The organism is Micromonospora sp. RL09-050-HVF-A, assembly GCF_019374995.1.
GTDB classification, from domain to species: Bacteria; Actinomycetota; Actinomycetes; order Mycobacteriales; family Micromonosporaceae; genus Micromonospora; species Micromonospora antibiotica.
In genome coordinates, this window is the sequence record NZ_JAGKQP010000002.1 from 3,007,740 (window position 1) to 3,025,738 (window position 17,999).

At 74.1% G+C, this 17,999-nt stretch carries 20 protein-coding genes; 6 read left to right on the forward strand and 14 right to left on the reverse strand.

Features of this window, described 5'->3' with window-relative positions; translation table 11 throughout:
- Nucleotides 1–31 precede the first annotated feature (31 nt).
- The 3 genes from J7462_RS12925 to J7462_RS12935 form a co-directional block, all read right to left on the reverse strand.
- Nucleotides 32–2,344: a ComEC/Rec2 family competence protein gene (locus J7462_RS12925; protein WP_374197518.1), complete on the reverse strand. Its 2,313-nt coding sequence runs from the start codon at nt 2,342–2,344 to the stop codon at nt 32–34.
- Nucleotides 2,345–2,580: 236 nt separating this feature from the next.
- Nucleotides 2,581–3,414, reverse strand: a complete 834-nt coding sequence (locus J7462_RS12930; RefSeq protein WP_374197576.1) for a helix-hairpin-helix domain-containing protein — start codon at nt 3,412–3,414, stop codon at nt 2,581–2,583.
- A 404-nt stretch (nt 3,415–3,818) separates the two neighbouring features.
- Nucleotides 3,819–4,037, reverse strand: a complete 219-nt coding sequence (locus tag J7462_RS12935; protein WP_219464290.1) for a flavin reductase — start codon at nt 4,035–4,037, stop codon at nt 3,819–3,821.
- A gap of 68 nt (nt 4,038–4,105) precedes the next feature.
- On the opposite strand from J7462_RS12935, the gene J7462_RS12940 reads away from it, so the two are divergent.
- Both J7462_RS12940 and J7462_RS12945 read left to right on the forward strand, forming a co-directional pair.
- A complete protein-coding gene (locus J7462_RS12940) occupies nt 4,106–4,495 on the forward strand; it encodes a DUF5753 domain-containing protein (protein WP_255597701.1) in 390 nt (129 codons plus the stop codon).
- 19 nt (nt 4,496–4,514) lie between these two features.
- The gene (locus J7462_RS12945; protein WP_219464291.1) at nt 4,515–4,703 is read left to right on the forward strand and encodes a DUF397 domain-containing protein; all 189 of its coding nucleotides are present in this window, start codon (nt 4,515–4,517) and stop codon (nt 4,701–4,703) included.
- Between the two features lie 75 nt (nt 4,704–4,778).
- Here the strand turns inward: J7462_RS12945 and J7462_RS12950 are convergent, their stop codons facing one another.
- The 5 genes from J7462_RS12950 to pepN all read right to left on the reverse strand — a co-directional run bounded on the left by J7462_RS12950 (nt 4,779) and on the right by pepN (nt 10,004).
- Entirely contained in the window at nt 4,779–5,630 is an 852-nt protein-coding gene (locus tag J7462_RS12950; RefSeq protein WP_219464293.1) for a DegV family protein, read from the reverse strand.
- 48 nt (nt 5,631–5,678) lie between these two features.
- Nucleotides 5,679–6,308, reverse strand: a complete 630-nt coding sequence (locus J7462_RS12955; RefSeq protein ID WP_208570130.1) for a histidine phosphatase family protein — start codon at nt 6,306–6,308, stop codon at nt 5,679–5,681.
- Nucleotides 6,305–6,709 carry a ribosome silencing factor gene (rsfS, locus tag J7462_RS12960; RefSeq protein WP_208570131.1) on the reverse strand — a complete coding sequence of 135 codons (405 nt, stop codon included), beginning with the start codon at nt 6,707–6,709 and terminating at the stop codon, nt 6,305–6,307. The genes J7462_RS12955 and rsfS overlap by 4 nt, the downstream gene beginning before the upstream one ends.
- A gap of 110 nt (nt 6,710–6,819) precedes the next feature.
- A complete protein-coding gene (gene nadD, locus J7462_RS12965) occupies nt 6,820–7,416 on the reverse strand; it encodes a nicotinate-nucleotide adenylyltransferase (RefSeq protein ID WP_219464295.1) in 597 nt (198 codons plus the stop codon).
- Between the two features lie 71 nt (nt 7,417–7,487).
- Entirely contained in the window at nt 7,488–10,004 is a 2,517-nt protein-coding gene (gene pepN, locus J7462_RS12970; protein WP_219464296.1) for an aminopeptidase N, read from the reverse strand.
- 66 nt (nt 10,005–10,070) lie between these two features.
- Here pepN and J7462_RS12975 point away from each other — a divergent pair, with 66 nt between their 5' ends.
- The gene (locus J7462_RS12975) at nt 10,071–10,289 is read left to right on the forward strand and encodes a DUF397 domain-containing protein (RefSeq protein ID WP_067312494.1); all 219 of its coding nucleotides are present in this window, start codon (nt 10,071–10,073) and stop codon (nt 10,287–10,289) included.
- A gap of 122 nt (nt 10,290–10,411) precedes the next feature.
- On the opposite strand, the gene J7462_RS12980 is transcribed toward J7462_RS12975, so the two are convergent.
- The gene (locus J7462_RS12980) at nt 10,412–10,804 is read right to left on the reverse strand and encodes a hypothetical protein (protein ID WP_219464298.1); all 393 of its coding nucleotides are present in this window, start codon (nt 10,802–10,804) and stop codon (nt 10,412–10,414) included.
- A 228-nt stretch (nt 10,805–11,032) separates the two neighbouring features.
- On the opposite strand from J7462_RS12980, the gene J7462_RS12985 reads away from it, so the two are divergent.
- From J7462_RS12985 to J7462_RS12995, 3 genes are all read left to right on the forward strand, one after another.
- On the forward strand, nt 11,033–12,280 hold the full coding sequence (locus J7462_RS12985) for a cytochrome P450 (RefSeq protein WP_219464300.1): 1,248 nt from the start codon (nt 11,033–11,035) through the stop codon (nt 12,278–12,280).
- A gap of 386 nt (nt 12,281–12,666) precedes the next feature.
- Nucleotides 12,667–13,755 (forward strand): glycosyltransferase family 2 protein, encoded by a 1,089-nt coding sequence (locus J7462_RS12990; RefSeq protein ID WP_255597702.1) that lies wholly within the window; start codon nt 12,667–12,669, stop codon nt 13,753–13,755.
- Nucleotides 13,756–14,085: 330 nt separating this feature from the next.
- Nucleotides 14,086–14,514 carry a DUF4383 domain-containing protein gene (locus J7462_RS12995; protein WP_374197577.1) on the forward strand — a complete coding sequence of 143 codons (429 nt, stop codon included), beginning with the start codon at nt 14,086–14,088 and terminating at the stop codon, nt 14,512–14,514.
- A 9-nt stretch (nt 14,515–14,523) separates the two neighbouring features.
- On the opposite strand, the gene J7462_RS13000 is transcribed toward J7462_RS12995, so the two are convergent.
- The 5 genes from J7462_RS13000 to J7462_RS13020 all read right to left on the reverse strand — a co-directional run bounded on the left by J7462_RS13000 (nt 14,524) and on the right by J7462_RS13020 (nt 17,970).
- A complete protein-coding gene (locus J7462_RS13000; protein WP_219464303.1) occupies nt 14,524–14,973 on the reverse strand; it encodes a GNAT family N-acetyltransferase in 450 nt (149 codons plus the stop codon).
- Nucleotides 14,974–15,043: 70 nt separating this feature from the next.
- Nucleotides 15,044–16,519, reverse strand: coding sequence for a GTPase ObgE (gene obgE / locus J7462_RS13005; RefSeq protein ID WP_219464305.1), 1,476 nt, complete (start codon nt 16,517–16,519; stop codon nt 15,044–15,046).
- Nucleotides 16,520–16,673: 154 nt separating this feature from the next.
- Nucleotides 16,674–16,925 (reverse strand): 50S ribosomal protein L27, encoded by a 252-nt coding sequence (gene rpmA / locus J7462_RS13010; protein ID WP_088647594.1) that lies wholly within the window; start codon nt 16,923–16,925, stop codon nt 16,674–16,676.
- Between the two features lie 11 nt (nt 16,926–16,936).
- A complete protein-coding gene (rplU, locus tag J7462_RS13015) occupies nt 16,937–17,251 on the reverse strand; it encodes a 50S ribosomal protein L21 (protein ID WP_067312477.1) in 315 nt (104 codons plus the stop codon).
- A gap of 224 nt (nt 17,252–17,475) precedes the next feature.
- A complete protein-coding gene (locus tag J7462_RS13020) occupies nt 17,476–17,970 on the reverse strand; it encodes a hypothetical protein (RefSeq protein ID WP_219464311.1) in 495 nt (164 codons plus the stop codon).
- Nucleotides 17,971–17,999 lie beyond the last annotated feature (29 nt).

Below are 17,999 nucleotides of genomic sequence, written 5' to 3' on the forward strand. Positions count from 1 at the left end.
GGCCCGGAAGCACCGTTTCGTCCCACCCGGGTCAGCGGCGACCCGGGGGCAGGCCCCGACCGACCACTGCCAGCCGGCCGGACCGCAGCACCACCGCCACGTCCCCGTCGGTGTCGGTACGCAGCACCCGGGCACCGGCTCGGGTGAGCCGATCCAGGATCACCGGACTCGGATGGCCGTAGTCGTTGTCGGCTCCCACCGGCACCAACGCGACCATCGGCCGGACCGCATCGAGGAAGGCCGGCTCCTGGTATGCGCTGCCGTGGTGGGCCACCTTGAGCACCTCGGCCCGCAGTTCCTGCGGCGGCGTCCGGTCCAGCAGTGCCCGCTGCTCCTCCGTCTCCGCGTCCCCCGGCAGCACGATGCGGACACCGGCCACGGTGGCCCGCAGGACGAGGGAGTTGTTGTTCGGGTCGGACCGGGTGCCCCGCATCGGATAGGGCGGACCGAGCGCGACCAACTCCACCCCACCCGACCGGTACGACCAGCCCGCCGCCGGCACCACCTGCCGCGCGGCACCGGCCGCGAGCGTCACCGACTCCCGTCCCGCCGCCGGCTCGGCCAACGCCGGGGCGACCACCATGGCCACCCGTCGGCCCCGGGACACCCCGGCCACACCCCCGACGTGGTCGGCGTGGAAGTGGCTGACCACCAGCAGCGAAACCTCCCGGACGCCGAGCCGGCGCAGGCAGCCGTCCACCGCCGACGGCTCCGGGCCGGCGTCCACCACCACCGCCCGGCCTGCCGTCACCGGCAACACGAGGGCGTCTCCCTGGCCGACGGCGCAGGCCACCACCACCCACCCGGGTGGCGGCCACCCGCTGGCGACCAGCCGGACCGGGAGGGTGCCCAGCACCACCGCCACCGCACCGACCGCCACCAGCCGGCGGACCAACGGGCGGCGGACGGCCAGCAACAACCCCAGGGTCAGCCCGGCCAGCAGCAACGCGCCCGGCAGTCCGCCCGGCCAGGGCAGGGTGCCGGCCGGCAGACGGGCCCCGACCCGGGCCACGGTGACCAGCCACCAGGCCGGCCAGCTCGCCAACCAGGCGGTGAACTCCGCACCGGCCGGCCACACCGGGGAGACGACCGCCGCCGCCACCCCCAGCACCGTGGCCGGGGCGATAGCCGGCACCACGAGCAGGTTCGCCGGTACGGCCACCAGGCTCACCGTGCCGGAAATGCCCGCCACCACCGGCCCGCAGGCGAGCTGGGCCGCCGCCGGAACGGCGAGCGCCTCCGCCAACCCCGCCGGTACGCCCCGGCGACGCAGCCCGTCCCGCCAGCCCGGGGCGAGCAGCAGCAGCCCACCGGTGGCCAGTACGGACAGCGCGAAACCGGCGTCACCGGCCAGCTCCGGGTCGACCAGCACCAGCACGGCCACTGTCGCGGCCAGCGCAGGCAGGGTCGCCCGGGGACGCCCGGCAGCCAACGCGGCCAGCCCTATCGCCCCCATGGTGGCCGCCCGGACCACGCTGGGCGAGGGGCGGACCAGGACGACGAAACCGATCAGGGCGAGCCCACAGAGGATCACCGCCAGCCGGGGACCGGCCCGGACCCAGCGGGCCAGCAGCAGCACCGCGCCGACCACGATCGCCACGTTCGACCCGGACACCGCGTTGAGGTGGGTCATCCCGGTGGCGCGGAAGTCCTCCTCCACGGTGGCCGGCAACCGGCTGGTGTCCCCGACGACCAGGCCGGGCAGCAGACCACCCTGGTCGGGCGGGAGCGGGGCGCACGCGCGGTGCAGACCGGCCCGCAGGGTGCCGGCGGCACGCTGGAGCCACGGCGGTGGCCCGTGCCGCACCGGTGGACCGGGCACGCTCAGCACGGCAGCGGTGAGATCACCGCCCCGGGGTGCGGCCAGCCGCCCCTGGGCGGTCAGTCGCTGTCCGGGCAGCAGACCACGCCAGGTCGGGTCGGTGGCGAGCACGAGCACGCGTACCGGGGCCCGCAGGCGGTGCCCCTCGGGGTCGGTGAGCGTGGCCAGGTCCGCCGTGACGAGCAGGGTCGCCGGGCGGCCGGGTGCGCCGCGTACCGGGCGGGGATCGTCGCGGAGCACCAGGTCGGCGGTGACCCGGGCCCGGTCGTCGACCAGGGCACGCACCGGGGCGGCGTCCCGCACGTGCAGGCGGGCTCCGGTGGCGGTGCTGCCACAGACCACGCCGAGCAACACGGCGACGGCGATCCAGCCGTACCGGCGGACCGGGGTGGCCGGGGTGCCCAGCACGCCGTGCAGATGCCCGGCGAGCAGCGCGGCGAGGACGGCGGCGGATGCGGCGAGCAGGACCGCCGTGCGGGTGGTGAGGTGCAGGCAGCTCAGCGCCGCCAGCCAGGCCGCCACCGCCAGCCCCGCCAGTCGCAGGTCGGGGGTCCGGTCGGAGGCAGGACCGCCGGGGTCGGTGAGCGGCGTCCCGGCCGGGGTCCGGTAGGGGGCAGGACCGCCGGGGTCGGTGGCCGGTGTGCAGCCGTCGGCAGCCGGTCCGCCCGGCCCTGGCCACCGACCGGCGGTGACGCCCCACCGATCCGGGAGCGGCCCGGGACCGCCGGTCGCACCGTCATCCCACCCGGGACCGCCGGTCACACCGTCACCAGGTCCTTGAGCTGCTCGTACCGGGCGTCGCCGATGCCGTCGACCTGACGCAGGTCGCCCACGCTGCGGAAGCCGCCCTGCTGGTCGCGGTGGGTGAGGATGCGTTGGGCGAGCACCGGACCGACCCCGGGCAACGCGTCGAGCTGCGCCAACGTGGCGGTGTTCAGGTTGACCCGGCCACCCGGCACACCCCCGCCCGGCGCGGCTGGGCCGGCCGCAGCGGCGTCCGGCCCGGTCGCGCCGGGCGGGGCGGTCACGCCGACCAGGATCAGCTCGCCGTCGGCCACCTTCCGCGCCGGATTGAGCAACGCCACGTCGATGCCGGGCAGGACACCGCCGGCCGCCTCGACCGCGTCGGCGACCCGCGCCCCGGCCGGCACCCGGACGAGCCCGGGGCGGCGTACCTTGCCGGCCACCGCCACCACCAGCTCACCTGTCGGCTTCGGGGCCGGGCCCGACGCGGACCCGGCGGAGGACTCCGGCCCGGCCACCGCCGTCGCCGTCGGGACCGGTTCCGCCTCGGGGCGCGACCGCCAGGCCCAGAACCCGGCACCGAGCACCACGACCACCGCCACGGCAGCCAACGCCCGGACACCGCGCCGGCCAGGGTCGAAGGCACCGGGGCCGGGCAGCCGACCGACCGACGCCGGGTCGTCACCGTCGGCGCGGGGCAGCCGGTCGGGGTCGAGTGCCTCGCGGCGGGGCAGCCGGTCGGGGTCGAGTGCCTCGCGGCGGGGCGCCCCACCACCCGGGACCGGATCGTCCAGGTCTGCCTGACGCGACCGGTCGACAGCGGGAGGGTCGACGACGCGCGCGCCCACCCCGGGTGAACCGCCGACGGGGAGACCACCGACCTCCGGTGAGGCGGCCCGGCGGGATCTGGAGCCGCCGGCCGGGCCGGGCCGTCCGGCCGGCACCCCACCTGCGCCGTCGCCGGACGGTACGCGAAGCCCGACCGCCGGCCGGTACGGGCGGGGTGGCGGCTCCGGCGGCCCTGCCGCCCGCACCGTCGACACCCCGTCGGTCAGCCGGTACAGCCGTCGCCGCACCATGGTTTCCTCATCCTCCGACACGGCGCGAGGTTAGGCCGACGGACGGCACCCGCTCAGCCCGACGGAGGTCGGCTGTGGACGACGACGAGGGCTGTGGACAACCACCTGACCATGGCCGGGATCTGCTATGGCACGGGCAGGCAGGACGTGTCGGCCCGTACGTACACCGGCCCTCATCCTCGGGCCCGCGCCCAGGCGACGACGCGGTCCGCCAGGTCCGCGTGCCGGTCGGGGTTGAGCTGGGTGAGTTGGCTCGCCGCCTCCTGCATCAGGGTGCCGAGGTAGACGAGCAGGGCGGTCCGATTTCCCCGGTACTCGACGAGGAGCGCGAGCTTGGCCGGCTGGCACGGCCACTCCCTGCCGCAGTTGCGGCAGCGGCACAGCGGGCGCATGGCGACGTGCGGTACGGGCGGACGGCCTGCTCAGTCGGATACGGGACGCCCTGATCAGGGAGAGCCTGATGCCGTGGTTCCGCGAGTGGGTCACGATCGAGCGGCAGGAGATCCTTGAGCGGGACAGTCCGCCACTGTTCGTGGCGGTGTTCGACTACACCGCCCTGGAGCGCCCGATCGGTGGCCAGAAGGTGATGCACGAGCAGTTGCTCCACCTCCGGGAAGTGGCGCAGCGGCCACGAGTCCACATTCGCCTGGTCCCGAAGGGCACGGGGGCGTACCACGGGCTGAACGGCGCCTTCGTGATCGCCACCCCGGCGGAGGGTGACGACGTCGCCTACCTGGACAACCAGCTACAGGGATCGATCGTCGAGCGGGCGGCGGACGTACACTCTCTGCGGCAGGCCTGGGAGTCTGTGCGCGCAGCGGCTATGCCCAAAGGGCCACCCTCAAGTTGATCTCGGAGGTGGCAGAGTCGTGGAGCTGACCGGCGCGATCTGGCACAAGAGCACGCGGAGCAGTGGCAACTCCGGCGACTGCGTCGAGGTGGCGGACAACCTGCCCGGTGTCGTGGCCGTGCGCGACAGCAAGGACCCGTCCGGCCCGGTGCTGGCCTTCGATCCGACGACCTGGCGGTCGTTCGTCGGGTTCGCCAAGCGCGCCTGACCCCGGCACGAAACGACCCGCTCCGCGCGCGGTACGGGCGGGAGCCGGCCATCGGTGCCGCTCACCCACCCCGCGTCAGGCCGGCCGGCGGTGGACCACGACGCTGGCCAGTCCCGGTCCGGCGTGGGCGGCGACCACCGCACCCGCCTCGGAGGCGTAGGTGTCGTGCAGGCGGTCGCCGAGCCGGGCGGTGAGCGCCTCGACCAACTGCTGGGCGCGTTGCGGGGCGGCGAGGTGGTGCACCCCGAGGTCCACGTCGGCGTCGCCGGCTGCCTCGACGGCCAGGTCGATCAGGCGGGCCACCCCCCGGCTGGCGGTACGCACCTTGTCGCGCACCACGATCGCGCCGTCCGGCATGTGCATGATCGGTTTGACTGACAGGGCGGTGCCGAGCAGTGCCTCGGCCGCGTTGATCCGGCCGCCCCGGCGCAGGAACTCCAGCGTGTCGACATAGAAGAAGATGGTCGTCCGGTCGACGGCGGCCAGCGCTGCGGCGCGTACCCCGGCCAGGTCGGCACCGGTCTCGGCGGCCGAGGCGGCGGCGAGCACCGGGAAGCCGAGCCCCATCCCGGCGGACCGGCTGTCGACGACCTCGACGCGGCCACCGACCTCGGCGGCGGCGAGCCGGGCCGCCGCCACCGTGCCGGACAGCTCCGCCGACAGGTGCACCGACACCACCCCGTCCGCACCGTCGGCCAGCAACCGCCGGTACGTCGTGACGAACTGGGCCGGCGACGGTCGGGACGTGCTCACCGAGACCCGCCGGCCGCCGAGTGCCCGGGTGGCGTCGGCGGGGAAGGTCTCCACCCCCTCCAGCCCTTCCGCTCCGTTGAGCACGACGGTCAACGGCACCACGGTCAACCGGTGCGCCCGCACCGGCTCGGGGGGCAGGTAGGCGGTGGAGTCGGTGACGACCGCGACGGACATGACCGGCACGCTAGCCGATGCCGGGGCGGGTCGCCCGCGCCGGCCGGCTCAGACCGGCTCGGACGACGCCGGCCGGGCCGGCGGGCCGACGTTGTGGGCGCGCAGGTGCCAGCCCCGGACGTCGTTGCGACGCAGCTCGGTCCAGTGGCAGTTGGCCAGTGCGCCGACGCTGCGCAGCACGTCATGGTCCCAGCCGAGCAGGTGACCGACGCCCTGCCGGGCCGCGCCGCCGTGGGTGGCGACCACGACCGTGCCGCCGTCGGCCAGCTCGACGGCGGCCAGCAGCGCCGTACCGACGCGCTTACCGAGGTCGTCGAGGGGTTCGATGCCCGCGCCCGGGTCCGGGTCGCCGGCCCGCCAGCGGGCGTACTCGGTGGGGAACCGTTCGGCCGCGTCGGTCAGGGCGAGGCCCTGCCAGTGGCCGAAGTGGCGTTCCCGCAGCCTCGCGTCGGGGCGGACCGGATGGCCGGTGAGCTGGGCGAGCGCGGCGGCGGTGTCGGCGGCGCGGCACAGGTCGGAGGCGACGACGACGTCCGGGCGCAGCGCCGCGAGCAGCGGCGCGGCGCTACGGGCCTGCTCCCGGCCGAGGTCGTTGAGGGGTACGTCGGTCTGCCCCTGGACCCGGCCGGCAGCATTCCAGTCGGTGTTGCCGTGCCGCCAGATGATCAGGCGGGTCATTCGGCGGCGGCACCCGTGGCGTCGGCGTCGACCAGGTCGCGGTCGACGAACGGGAGCTGCGGGCAGTCCTTCCAGAGCCGGTCGAGGGCGTAGAACTCGCGCTCCTCGGTGTGCTGGACGTGGACCACCATGTCGACGTAGTCGAGCAGCACCCAGCGGCCACCGCGCTCGCCCTCGCGGCGGAGCGGCTTGGCCTTCTCGGGCAGCTCCAGCAACCGCTCCTCGATGGCGTCGACGATGGCCATCACCTGGCGCTCGTTGGGCGCCGAGGCCACCAGGAACGCGTCGGTGATGGCGAGCTGGTCACCCACGTCGATGATGACGATGTCCTGCGCCTTTTTGTCAGCCGCAGCCTGGGCGGCGGCCATCGCCAGCTCGTGAGCGCGTTCGGAAACTGTCACCGTTCTCCTTCGATCAACCGTGCGACCCGTCAAGCGTCTCACACCCGACGCGGAGACGACTTGTCAGTTCTGGCCGGTTACCGGGACGAACTGGCGGTTACCGGGCGGAATCACTGCTGGTAGAGCCGTCGTTTCGCGATGTACTGCACCACACCGTCGGGCACCAGATACCAGACCGGTTCCCCCCGACCGACCCGGTCGCGGCAGTCGGTCGACGAGATCGCCATCGCGGGCACCTGCACCAGGCTGACCGTGTCGGCGGGCAGGTGCTCGTCGGTCAACGCGAACCCGGGCCGGGTGACCCCGATGAAGTGGGCCAACGCGAAGATCTCGTCCAGGTCTTTCCAGGACAGGATCCGCTCCAACGCGTCCGCGCCGGTGATGAAGTGCAGCTGCGCCTTCGGGCCGTACTCGTGGTGCAGGTCACGCAGGGTGTCGACGGTGTAGGTGGGGCCACCACGGTCGATGTCGACCCGACTGACCTGGAAACGCGGGTTGGAGGCGGTGGCGATGACCGTCATCAGGTAACGGTCCTCGGCCGGGCTGACCGGGGTGTCCGCCTTCTGCCACGGCTGGCCGGTCGGCACGAAGACCACCTCGTCCAGGCCGAACCGGTCCGCCACCTCGCTGGCCGCCACGAGGTGGCCGTGATGGATCGGGTCGAAGGTGCCGCCCATGATGCCGATCCGCCGGATGTCTTCCTCCACCCGATGATCGTAGGCCCGGCCCACCCCGCCTGAGCGGCCGGTGGGGATGCCGGGCATCCCCACCGGCCCCGTCAGGCGGCGGCAGCGGCGACCGCCGTCCGGGCGACCAGCGCCCGGCGCAGGTCGTCGGCGGCGTCGACGACGCTGCGCCGCAGCCCGGGGGTGAGGTCGTCCCGGCTGAGCAGGGCCGCGGCCGAGTCCAGGGTGGGCTGGGCCACGGCGTACCGGGGGAAGGCCAGCCGGGCGACCCGTTCGGCCACCCACGCGGTACGCCGTCGCGCCGCCGCCGGCATCTCGGTGAAGTACCGGTCGACGTACGTGCCGGTCAGCTCAGCCTGCTCGGGTTGCCAGAACCCTTCGGCCGCCGCCTCGACGAGCCGGTTGGAGCAGCTGGTGTCCCGGGTGATGATCTCCCAGGCGGCGTCCTTCGCGGCCACCTCGGGCCGGGCCGCCCGGCACCGGGCGGCCCGCTCGGCACCGGTGGCGCTGCGGTCGGCCGACGCCTCGGCGGCGATCTCGGGCTCGCCGGCCGCACCCAGCACCACCAGCCGGTGCAGCAGCGCCCAGCGCAGCTCGGCGTCGACGGCCAGCCCGGCCGGCACCTCCCGGCCCGCGAGCCACCCGGCCAGCAGGTCGGCGTCGGCGGTGGCGGAGAGCAGCCCCCGGGCAGCGGCCAGTTGCAGCGAACCGCCGGCCGGGGCGGCGGCGAGCAACGTGGCGCACGCTTCGGCCGTCCGCAGCAGGGCGGCGTCGCGGGCGAGCGGGTCGAGGTAGCGGTCGACCAGGTTGCGACTGCGGGCGAGCACGCTCTCGGCGACGGCCACCTCGGTCTCGGCGGGCAGGGCCACCGTCAGCAACGACACCACCGCCGACACCGGCCGCTCGCCGTCGGTCGCCGCGTCCAACGACTCCTCCCAGAGCAGGGCGCGGGCCAGCGGGTCGGTGAGCGTGGGCAGCACGGTGCCGACCGCGTCCGCCGACGCCGGGTCGAGCCGGATCTTGGCGAAGGTGAGGTCACCGTCGTTGGGCAGGAGCAGGCCCTCGGCGACCCGACCGGTCAGCTCGGGCAGCTCGGTACGCCCCCGGTCGGCGGCCGGGTCGAGGTCGACCTCGATCCGTTCGGCCGCGCCGTCGGGGGTGTACCGGCCGACGGCGATCCGGTGCGGGCGCAGCACCGGGTACTCCTGCGACGCGGTCTGCACCACGGCCACCGAGGACCACCGGCCGTCGGCGTCCACCGAGGTCTCCGTCCGCAGCGTGTTGACCTGCGGTTGACGCAGCCACCGGGCGGCCCAGTCGGTGAGGTCCCGCCCGCTGGCGGCGCTGAGGTTGGCGAGCAGGTCGGCCAGGGTGGCGTTGCCGAAGCGGTGGGCGGCGAAGTGCCGGTTGAGCCCGGCCAGGAAGGCGTCGTCGCCGAGCCAGGCGACGAGCTGGCGGAGCACGCTGGCGCCCTTGGCGTACGAGATGCCGTCGAAGTTGAGCAGGCCCTGGGCGGCGTCGGCGACCTCGTCCGGAGCGACCGGATGGGTGGACGGGCGCTGGTCGGCGGCGTACCCCCAGGCTTTGCGGCGGATCGCGAAGGTCGTCCAGGCCCGGTCGAACCGGGTCGCCTCGGCGGTGACCCGGTTGCCCAGGTACTCGGCGAAGGACTCGTTGAGCCACAGGTCGTCCCACCAGCGCATGGTGACCAGGTCACCGAACCACATGTGGGCCATCTCGTGGGCGATGGTGGTGGCCCGCTGCTCCCGCTCGCTGTCGGTGACCGCCGAGCGGAAGATGTCGTCGTCGCGGATGGTGACCAGGCCCGGGTTCTCCATCGCCCCGGCGTTGAACTCCGGCACGAACGCCTGGTCGTACTTGACGAACGGGTAGGGCTCGGCGAAGAGCTGGTGGAAGCGGTCCAGGCACTGCTTGGTGACGGTGAGGATCTCGTCGAGGTCGGCATCGAGGTGGGTGGCCAACGACTGCCGGCAGTAGACGCCGAGCGGGATGCCGTCGTGGTCGTCCCGCCGGACGTGCCAGGGGCCTGCGATCAGCGTGACGAAGTAGCTGGCCAGCGGCGCGGTGGGGGCGAACTCCCAGCGGCCCGGGGCCGGGTTGGCGGTGAGCGGGCCGTTGGCGGCCACCGTCCACTCTGGCGGGGCGGTCACCGCGAGGGTCACCGGGGCCTTGAGGTCGGGCTGGTCGAAGGCGGCGAAGATGCGCGGCGCCTCGTCCAGGAACGACATCGCATAGAGGTACGTCGCCCCGTCGGCCGGGTCGACGAACCGGTGCATCCCCTCACCGGTGTTGGAGTAGGCCATCTCGGCGGTGACCGTGAGGGTGTTCTCCGCCGCCAGCCCGGTGAGGGGGAACCGGCCGTCGGTGAGCGCTCCCGGGTCCAGCTCCCGGTCGTTGAGCCGGACCGTCTCCAGGGTCGCGGGCTTGACCTCGACGAAGGTCTCGGCACCGGCGGTGGCCCGGAACCGGATGGTGGTCGTCGACCGGAAGCGCTCCTCGCTACCGGTCAGATCGAGGTCCACCTGATAGGACTCGACATCGATCAGTGCGCGACGCGCGGTCGCCTCTACACGGGTCAGGCTCGGCATCCGCTTATCCTGCCCGACGGGGAGCCGGCCGGGCTTCCCGATACGCGCGGCAATGGAGGATCAACAATGGGTCAGCACCCCAAGGGCGACTTCGACCTGTCCCGGGCGGTCTGGCAGCGAGCCGAGGGAGACACCTCCGACAGCGCGGTCGAGGTGGCCTTCGTGGACGACCTGATCGGGATGCGCAACTCGGCCGAGCCGGACGGCCCGGTCCTGGTCTTCACCCAGGCCGAGTGGGACGCGTTCGTCGCAGGCGCGCAGGACGGCGAGTTCGACCTCGACTGAGTGCCGGACGCCGACCCCCGGGCGGTAGGTGGCGAGACACCCTACCCCCGGGGGCACCGGCCCGGTGGGCGTCCGGCTGGCCATCGGGCGGCCGGCCGGTCGACCGGTGTCGGGCCCCCGGCTCACCCGTCCCCCTCGCCCCAGCCGAGCCCGCCCGGCCCGGGTGCGTAATGGAACCCCGGGTGGCCGGCGACGTCGACGCAGCGCTCGCCGTCCGGGCCGACGACGTGACAGAAGAGCCGCTGCGCGGCCCGCCAGGAGCCGGCCGGTGACAGGGCGGCCGAGGCCAGCACCAGCTCCGGGCGGAGCAGGCTCAGTGCCTGCGCGTACGCCACCGCCAACTCCCGGGCCTGCTCCGGCCCGTCGGCGGCGAAACCCAGGTGCACGGTGAAGTCTCGGGGTGGCCGACGGGGACGCCGGATAAGCGGCTGATCCGGCGGGCGGACCCCACCCGGCCCACCGGGCAGGTCGACCAGCCGCCGCTCCCGCCAGTACGGCGGTGTGTTCTCCCGCATCGGGCCTCCCCCGTCGTCGAACCGGCCCCCGTGGTGGCCGTACCGCTGAGCCAAGCAGGTTTCCGGCGTCGCGGGAGGGGCCAGCGGTCGCCCGGCTGCTGGCCCACAGCCGACCCGGCCCGCCGCGGTGGCGGGGGCCGGCCGGGGGATTAAATGCCCCAAACCCGGGTAGAACACCCAAGGCCGACCAGCCGGGTCCGCCCACCGTCACCGCGTCAGGAGAGCCCGATGGCCACCACCCCGGCCGACCGCAGCCCGGAGAGCACCCTGGCGTTCTTCCGCGAGGGCTACCGGTTCATCAGCACCCGGTGCGAGCGCTACGACACCGACATCTTCACCGCGCGGCTGCTGCTGGAACCGACGATCTTCCTACGCGGGCGGGACGCGGCGGAGCTGTTCTACGACACCGAGCGGTTCCGGCGGGCCGGGGCGGCACCCAAGCGGGGCCAGCGGACGCTGACCGGGCAGGGCGGGGTGCAGGGCCTCGACGGCGCGGCCCACACCGAACGCAAGGCCATGTTCATGTCGATCATGACCCCGTCGGGCGTCGCGCGGCTCGGCCAACTCTTCGCCGACCAGTGGCGCACCCGACTGGCGAGCTGGGGTGGACCCGGCCCGGTGGTGCTGCGCGACGAGGTCGGCCCACTGCTCCTGCGGGCCGTCTGCGCCTGGGCGGGCGTACCGCTGCCGGAGAGCGAGGTCGTCCGGCGCAACGCCCAGATGCAGGCCATGATCGACGGGCCGGCCGCACTGGGTCTTCGGCACTGGCGTGGTCTGCGCGGACGCCTGCGCGCCGAACGCTGGATCGCCGACGTGGTGGAGCGGGTACGGATCGGCACCCTGGCCGCGCCGCCGGGAAGCGCGCTGGCGGTCATCGCCGAACACCGCGACGCCCAGGGGCGGCTGCTGCCCCGCCGGGTCGCCGCGGTGGAACTGATCAACGTGCTGCGCCCCACCGTGGCCGTCGACCGGTACGTGGTCTTCGCCGCCCTGGCCCTGCACGACCACCCGGCCTGGCGGGACCGGGTCCGCACCGGCGACGAGCCGACCGAGTGGTTCGTCCAGGAGGTACGCCGCTACTACCCCTTCTTCCCGGTCGCCTTCGCCCGGGTGCGGCACTCCTTCGAGTGGCAGGGACACCACTTTCCCAAGGACCGCCGGGTGCTGCTCGACCTGTACGGCACCAACCACCACCCCCGGCTCTGGCCCGAACCGGAGCAGTTCCGCCCGGAGCGGTTCGCCGGCTGGCGCGACGACCCGTACGGTTTCGTGCCGCAGGGCGGAGGCAGCCACCTGGGCGGCCACCGCTGCGCCGGGGAGTGGATCACCATCGAGCTGATGAAACAGGCGGTCGGTCTGCTGGCCGGGGCGATGGACTACCAGGTGCCACCACAGGACCTGGCCCTGGACCTGTCGCGGGTCCCGACCCTGCCCCCCAGCGGCTTCGTGCTCACCGGCGTCCAGCGCGCCGACTGAGCCGCCGGGCCGACTGACCAGTCCCGCCACCCGAACCCGACCGGGGAGCCGACCCGGGAGCCGGAAACCAGAAGCCTGACGTCGGGCGCCGGGCGCCGGGCGCCGGGCACCGGGCACCGGGCGCCGGGCACCGGGCACCGGGCACCGGGCGTCGGGCATCGGGCATCGGGGACTGGAAGCCGGTAGCCGGGCGCGGGGTTGCCGGACACCGGCGGGTGAACCGAGGCGTACCGGGGAGCCACGCGGTTTGTCACGGCGCGGGTGGGGGATGCCCGGGGACCGCCGTCACCGGGAGGACCCTTGCCCGCCACCGTCACCCGCCGGGCCCGCCGCACCGGCCGGCACCGCCGTACCGGCACCTTCCAGGGCCACTGGGCGGCGGGCGGATGAGCGCCCCCGCCGCGCGGCCGGTCCCGGTCGGGTCCCGCCCGACCGCCACGCCGGGCGGCCCACCCCGGCTCCCCGTCGAGTACGTCCTACCGCTGTGCCACGGTGACGACGACAGCCCGGACGAGCTGACCGGCTACCTGCGCACGCTGGGCCGGCTGGTCGACGTGACCGTGGTCGACAGCTCACCGCCGGAGGTCTTCGCCCGGCACGCCGCCCGCTGGCACGGCCTGCTGCGCCACCTGCCACCCGATCCGACGGTGCACGGCGTCAACGCCACGGTGCGCGCGGTGCTGACCGGGGTGGCGGCGGCGCGGCACGAACACGTGGTGATCGCCGACGACGACGTCCGGTACGACGAGGCGGGGCTGCGGGCGGTGCACCGGTTGCTGGACACCGCCGACCTGGTCCGCCCGCAGCACTACTTCCACCCGCTGCCCTGGCACGCCTGGTGGGACACCGGTCGGACCCTGCTCAACCGGGCGTTCGGCGCGGACCGGCCGGGCACCCTGGCGGTGCGGCGCAGCACCTTCCGGGCGATGGGCGGCTACGACCCGGACGTGCTCTTCGAGAACCTGGAACTGGTCCGCACCGTCCGGGCGTACGGCGGGACCGAGGCCAGCCCCGCCTGGCTCTACGTACGACGGTTGCCGCCCGGTGTGGCGCACTTCCGCAGGCAGCGGGTCCGCCAGGCGTACGACGACCTGGCCCGGCCGGCACGGCTGCTGGTCGCGCTGGCGGTGCTGCCCGGGGCGCTGACCGCGGTGCTGGCCCGCCGGCCGGGTCTGCTGGCCGGCGCGGCGGCCACTGCGGTGGCGGTGGCGGAGGTCGGCCGACGGCGGGCCGGCGGATCGGCGGTGTTCCCCCCGACCACCGCGCTGGCCGCGCCGTTCTGGCTGCTCGAACGCGGGGTCTGCGGCTGGCTCGCGCTGGCCCGTCGGGTGGGTCGCGGCGGGGTCCGCCACGCCGGTCGACGGGTCCGGCTGCCGGCCCACTCGGTACGGGCGCTGCGTCGCCAACTGACCCCGGTGGAGCCCAGCGACCTGACCCGGTGGATCCGCGCCGATCCCGCCACCCGGGGCCGCTGACCGGGCCTGACCCACCGCCCGGGCCGCTGACCGGGACTCACCCGACCACCCCGGGCCGCTGACCGGGACTCACCGACCACCCGGGCCGCTGACCGGGCCCGACCGGCCGGCCGGTCATGGGGTCCGGCCGCCGGAACCGGCCGTTGCCGGCCGGCCGCCACCGCGCGGGTGCCGCAGCAGGTGGTCGGGGTCCTTTCGTCGTTTCCCCCGCCCAGGGCCGCCACACCGCCCAGAATATGGAGATCGTCCGACCGTCGGCCCCTGGAGGTGACAGCGATGGCCCACGCCACGCGACGGCCCGCCCCGGCCGCCCCGAAGCCCCGGGTCCAGATGGTCGCCACCATCGTCGCGGCCGTCTTCCTGCTGCTCGGCATCCTCGGCTTCGTCCCCGGCGTCACCACCGGCTACGGGGAGCTGGCCTTCGCCGGCCACCACTCCGGCGCGGAACTGTTCGGGGTGTTCCAGGTGTCGGTGCTGCACAACCTGCTGCACCTCGTCTTCGGCCTGGTCGGCCTGGTGCTGGCCCGCCGGCTCGGCGGGGCCCGGCTCTACCTCACCGTAGGCGGGGTGCTCTACCTGGCGCTCTGGCTCTACGGTTTCGCCGTCACCCGGGACACCCCGGCCAACATCGTGCCGTTCAACGACGCGGACAGCTGGCTGCACCTCATGCTCGGCCTCGGCATGCTCGCCGTCGGCCTGCTGCTGTCCAACGACGCCGGCACGGGCGGTCGGCTGGACGTCCCACCCGACCGGGGCTGACCCTCGCGTTCAGGCCGCCACGGGCAGCCGCTTGGCGAAGCACACGCTGTACGGGTTGTCGACGTACTCGCCGTAGACCGGGATCGGCCGGTAGCCGCAGGAGGTGTAGAGGCCGATCGCAGCCGGCAGGTAACTGCCCGTCTCCAGGCAGAGCACCGAGTGGCCCTGCTGGAACGCCAACTCCTCCAGCGCGCTGAGCAACTGCCGGGCGATCCCCCGCCCCCGGTAACCCGGGCGGACGTACATCCGCTTCAACTCGCCGGTGTCGGCGTCGAGGGACTGGACACCACCACAGGCCACCACCCGGCCGCCGTCCACCACCACCAGGTAGCGGATGCCGTCGTGCACCACCGTGGCCTGCCCGTCCAGCCCGCCGTCGGCCTCGCGCAGCTCCCGCTGCTGGGCGGCGACCAGCGCGTCGACCTCCGGGTCGGTGGCGGGACGGGACTCGATCAGCATCACCCCACGCTAGGCCGGGTCCGTTTCGCGGAGGTTTCCGGAAAACGACCCGGGCCCGACCGGTACGGGGCTACTCCTCGTCCTCGTCGTCATCCTCGTCGTCGTCCGGCAGGTCATGCGGGGCCGAGGCCAGCTCGTCCTCGGGGCGCTGCCGGCGGGCCTTGCGGGCGGCCAGCCGCTCGGCCGCCGCGGGGCGCGACGACTTCTCCTCCAGCCGCACGTCGGTGCCCCGGTTGCCGGGGACGAAGTCGACGCCGGCATACAGGGTCGGCTGCCAGTCGAACTCCCGCTCGCCGATCCGGACCAGGTCACCGGGGCTCGCGCCGGCCTTGGCCAGCTTCTCCTCCACCCCCAGCCGGGCCAGCCGGTCGGCGAGGAAGCCGACCGCCTCGTCGTTGTCGAAGTTCGTCTGGCGTACCCAGCGCTCGGGTCGGACCCCCCGGACGGTGAACGAGCCGTCGGCCGCCGCCTCGATGGTGAAGCCGGAGTCGTCGACCGCCGTGGGGCGGATCACGACCCGGGTCGGCTCGGCCGGCGGCGCGGCACGGCGGGCCTGGTCGACCAGCTCCGCCATCGCGTACGTCAGCTCCTTGAGCCCCTCCCGGGTGGCCGCGGAGACGTCGAACACCCGGAACCCACGCGCCTCGAGGTCGGGGCGGACGATGTCGGCGAGGTCCTGCCCGTCGGGCACGTCGACCTTGTTGAGCGCCACCAGCCGGGGCCGGTCGGCCAGCCCGCCGTACTCGGCCAGCTCCGCCTCGATGGTGTCGATGTCGGCCAACGGGTCCCGGCCCGGCTCCAGGGTCGCCGTGTCGACCACGTGCACCAGCACGGCGCACCGCTCGACGTGACGCAGGAACTCCAGGCCCAGCCCCTTGCCGGTGGCCGCACCCGGGATCAGACCCGGCACGTCGGCGACGGTGAAGGTGTGGTTGTCCACCCGGACCACGCCCAGGTTGGGCACCAGGGTGGTGAACGGGTAGTCGGCGATCTTCGGCTTGGCGGCGGAGATCACCGAGATCAGCGACGACTTGCCCGCCGACGGGAAACCGACCAGGCCGACGTCGGCGACGCTCTTGAGTTCGAGCACCACGTCGAGCCGGTCACCGGGCTCGCCCAGTTCGGCGAAGCCGGGCGCCTTGCGTCGGGCGTTGGCCAGCGAGGCGTTGCCCCGCCCGCCGCGCCCACCCCGCGCCGCCTCGAAGGTGGTGCCCACACCGACCAGGTCGGCCAGCACCGTACCGTCGAGGGTCTGCACGACCGTGCCGTTCGGCACCTTGATCAGCAGGTCGTGGCCCTTGGCGCCGTCCCGGTTCGAACCCGCGCCGCCCTTGCCGTTCTCGGCCTTCATGTGCGGGCGGAAGTGGAAGTCCAGCAGCGTGGTCACCTGCGGGTCGACCACCAGCGAGACACTGCCGCCGTGTCCGCCGTCGCCCCCGTCCGGGCCGCCGAAGGGCTTGAACTTCTCCCGGTGGATGGAGACACAGCCGTGCCCGCCGTCGCCGGCCTGCATGTGCAGGACGACCCGGTCAACGAACGTCGTCACGACGCCAATCCTTCCAGCGGGGTCCGGCCCCGCACCTGAAAACACCCCCGGGCCCCGGCGCGACGGCGACGGGCACCCGGCGGTGGGAGCATCCCCCACCTGAAACGGCGAAGCGGGCCGGGACCCGAGGTCCGCGGCCCGCTTCGCCTTCGAGCTACTGCGGCACGATGCTGACGGTCTTGCGACCCCGCTTGGTGCCGAACAGGACCGAGCCGGCGGCCAGCGCGAACAGCGTGTCGTCGCCACCACGGCCGACCAGGTCACCGGGGTGGAACTTGGTGCCACGCTGACGGATGAGGATCTCACCCGCGCTGACGACCTGACCACCGAAGCGCTTCACGCCGAGTCGCTGGGCCGCGGAGTCACGACCGTTACGCGAGCTGGACGCACCCTTTTTGTGAGCCATTGTCCGACGACCTACTTCCCGCTGGAGATGCCGGTCACCTTGACCTGGGTCAACGGCTGGCGGTGACCCTGGCGCTTGTGGTAGCCGGTCTTGTTCTTGAACTTGTGGATCCGGATCTTCGGGCCCTTGGTGTGCGCGGCGATCTCGCCGGACACCGCGACCTTGGCAAGCTTCGCCGCGTCGGTCACCAGGTCGTCACCGTCGACGAGGAGCACCGCGGTGAGCTTCACCGCGTCACCGGGGGCACCGGTGAGCTTCTCGACCTCGATCACGTCGCCCTCGGCGACCTTGTACTGCTTGCCGCCGGTCTTGACGATCGCGTACATCGGAGGCGGACTCCCTGTCGTTGAGGCTGCTGGCGGTCGTTCCCATGGCAACTCGCCGGGTAGCTGTGACACCGGCAGCGCGGGCACGCGGGAACTCGGCACACCAAAGTGCGCCGCAGGAAAGAGTACGCCATCATCCACCCGCGCCCCAAACCGACCCCCCCTGTCGAGCGGCCCTCCCGGCGGCCGGGCGGGTCGACCGACCACACCGCCACCGACCGCCGTCAGCGGGAGCAGAGCTGGTCCAGCCGCTGCTGGAGCCGGTCCAGCTCGGTCTCGTCGATCGAGTCGACGTCGGTGCCGAGCCGGCCGATCTCGGTGGCCAGGTCGGCGAGCAGGGCCTTCAACTGGGGGTCGGTGGCCCGGCCGGACTGCTGCCGCAACACGGTCCGCCACGTGGTCAGCGCCGTCTCCGCCCGCTTGCGGGCGGTGTCCGCCGCCGTGCTGTCGTTCGCGCCGACCGCCGCGATCATCTTGCCCAGTTCCTCGACGTAGGTGCGCACCGCCGTGGTCGACGCGGCCTCCGCGTCGGCGCACACCTGCGGCCCGTTGCCACCCGCCGGGGAACCGCTCACCACGGCGGACGGGACCACGGTGGCGGGGGTCACGGCACCGGACGGTTGGCCGGAGGTGGTCGGCGGGTCGGCCCGGTCGCCGGAGCACCCGACGCCGGTCAGCAGGACGGTGGCCACCACGATGGCGGCGGGCAGGCGGCGCATGTCATCTCCTAGCCGGGGTGCCCGATCGT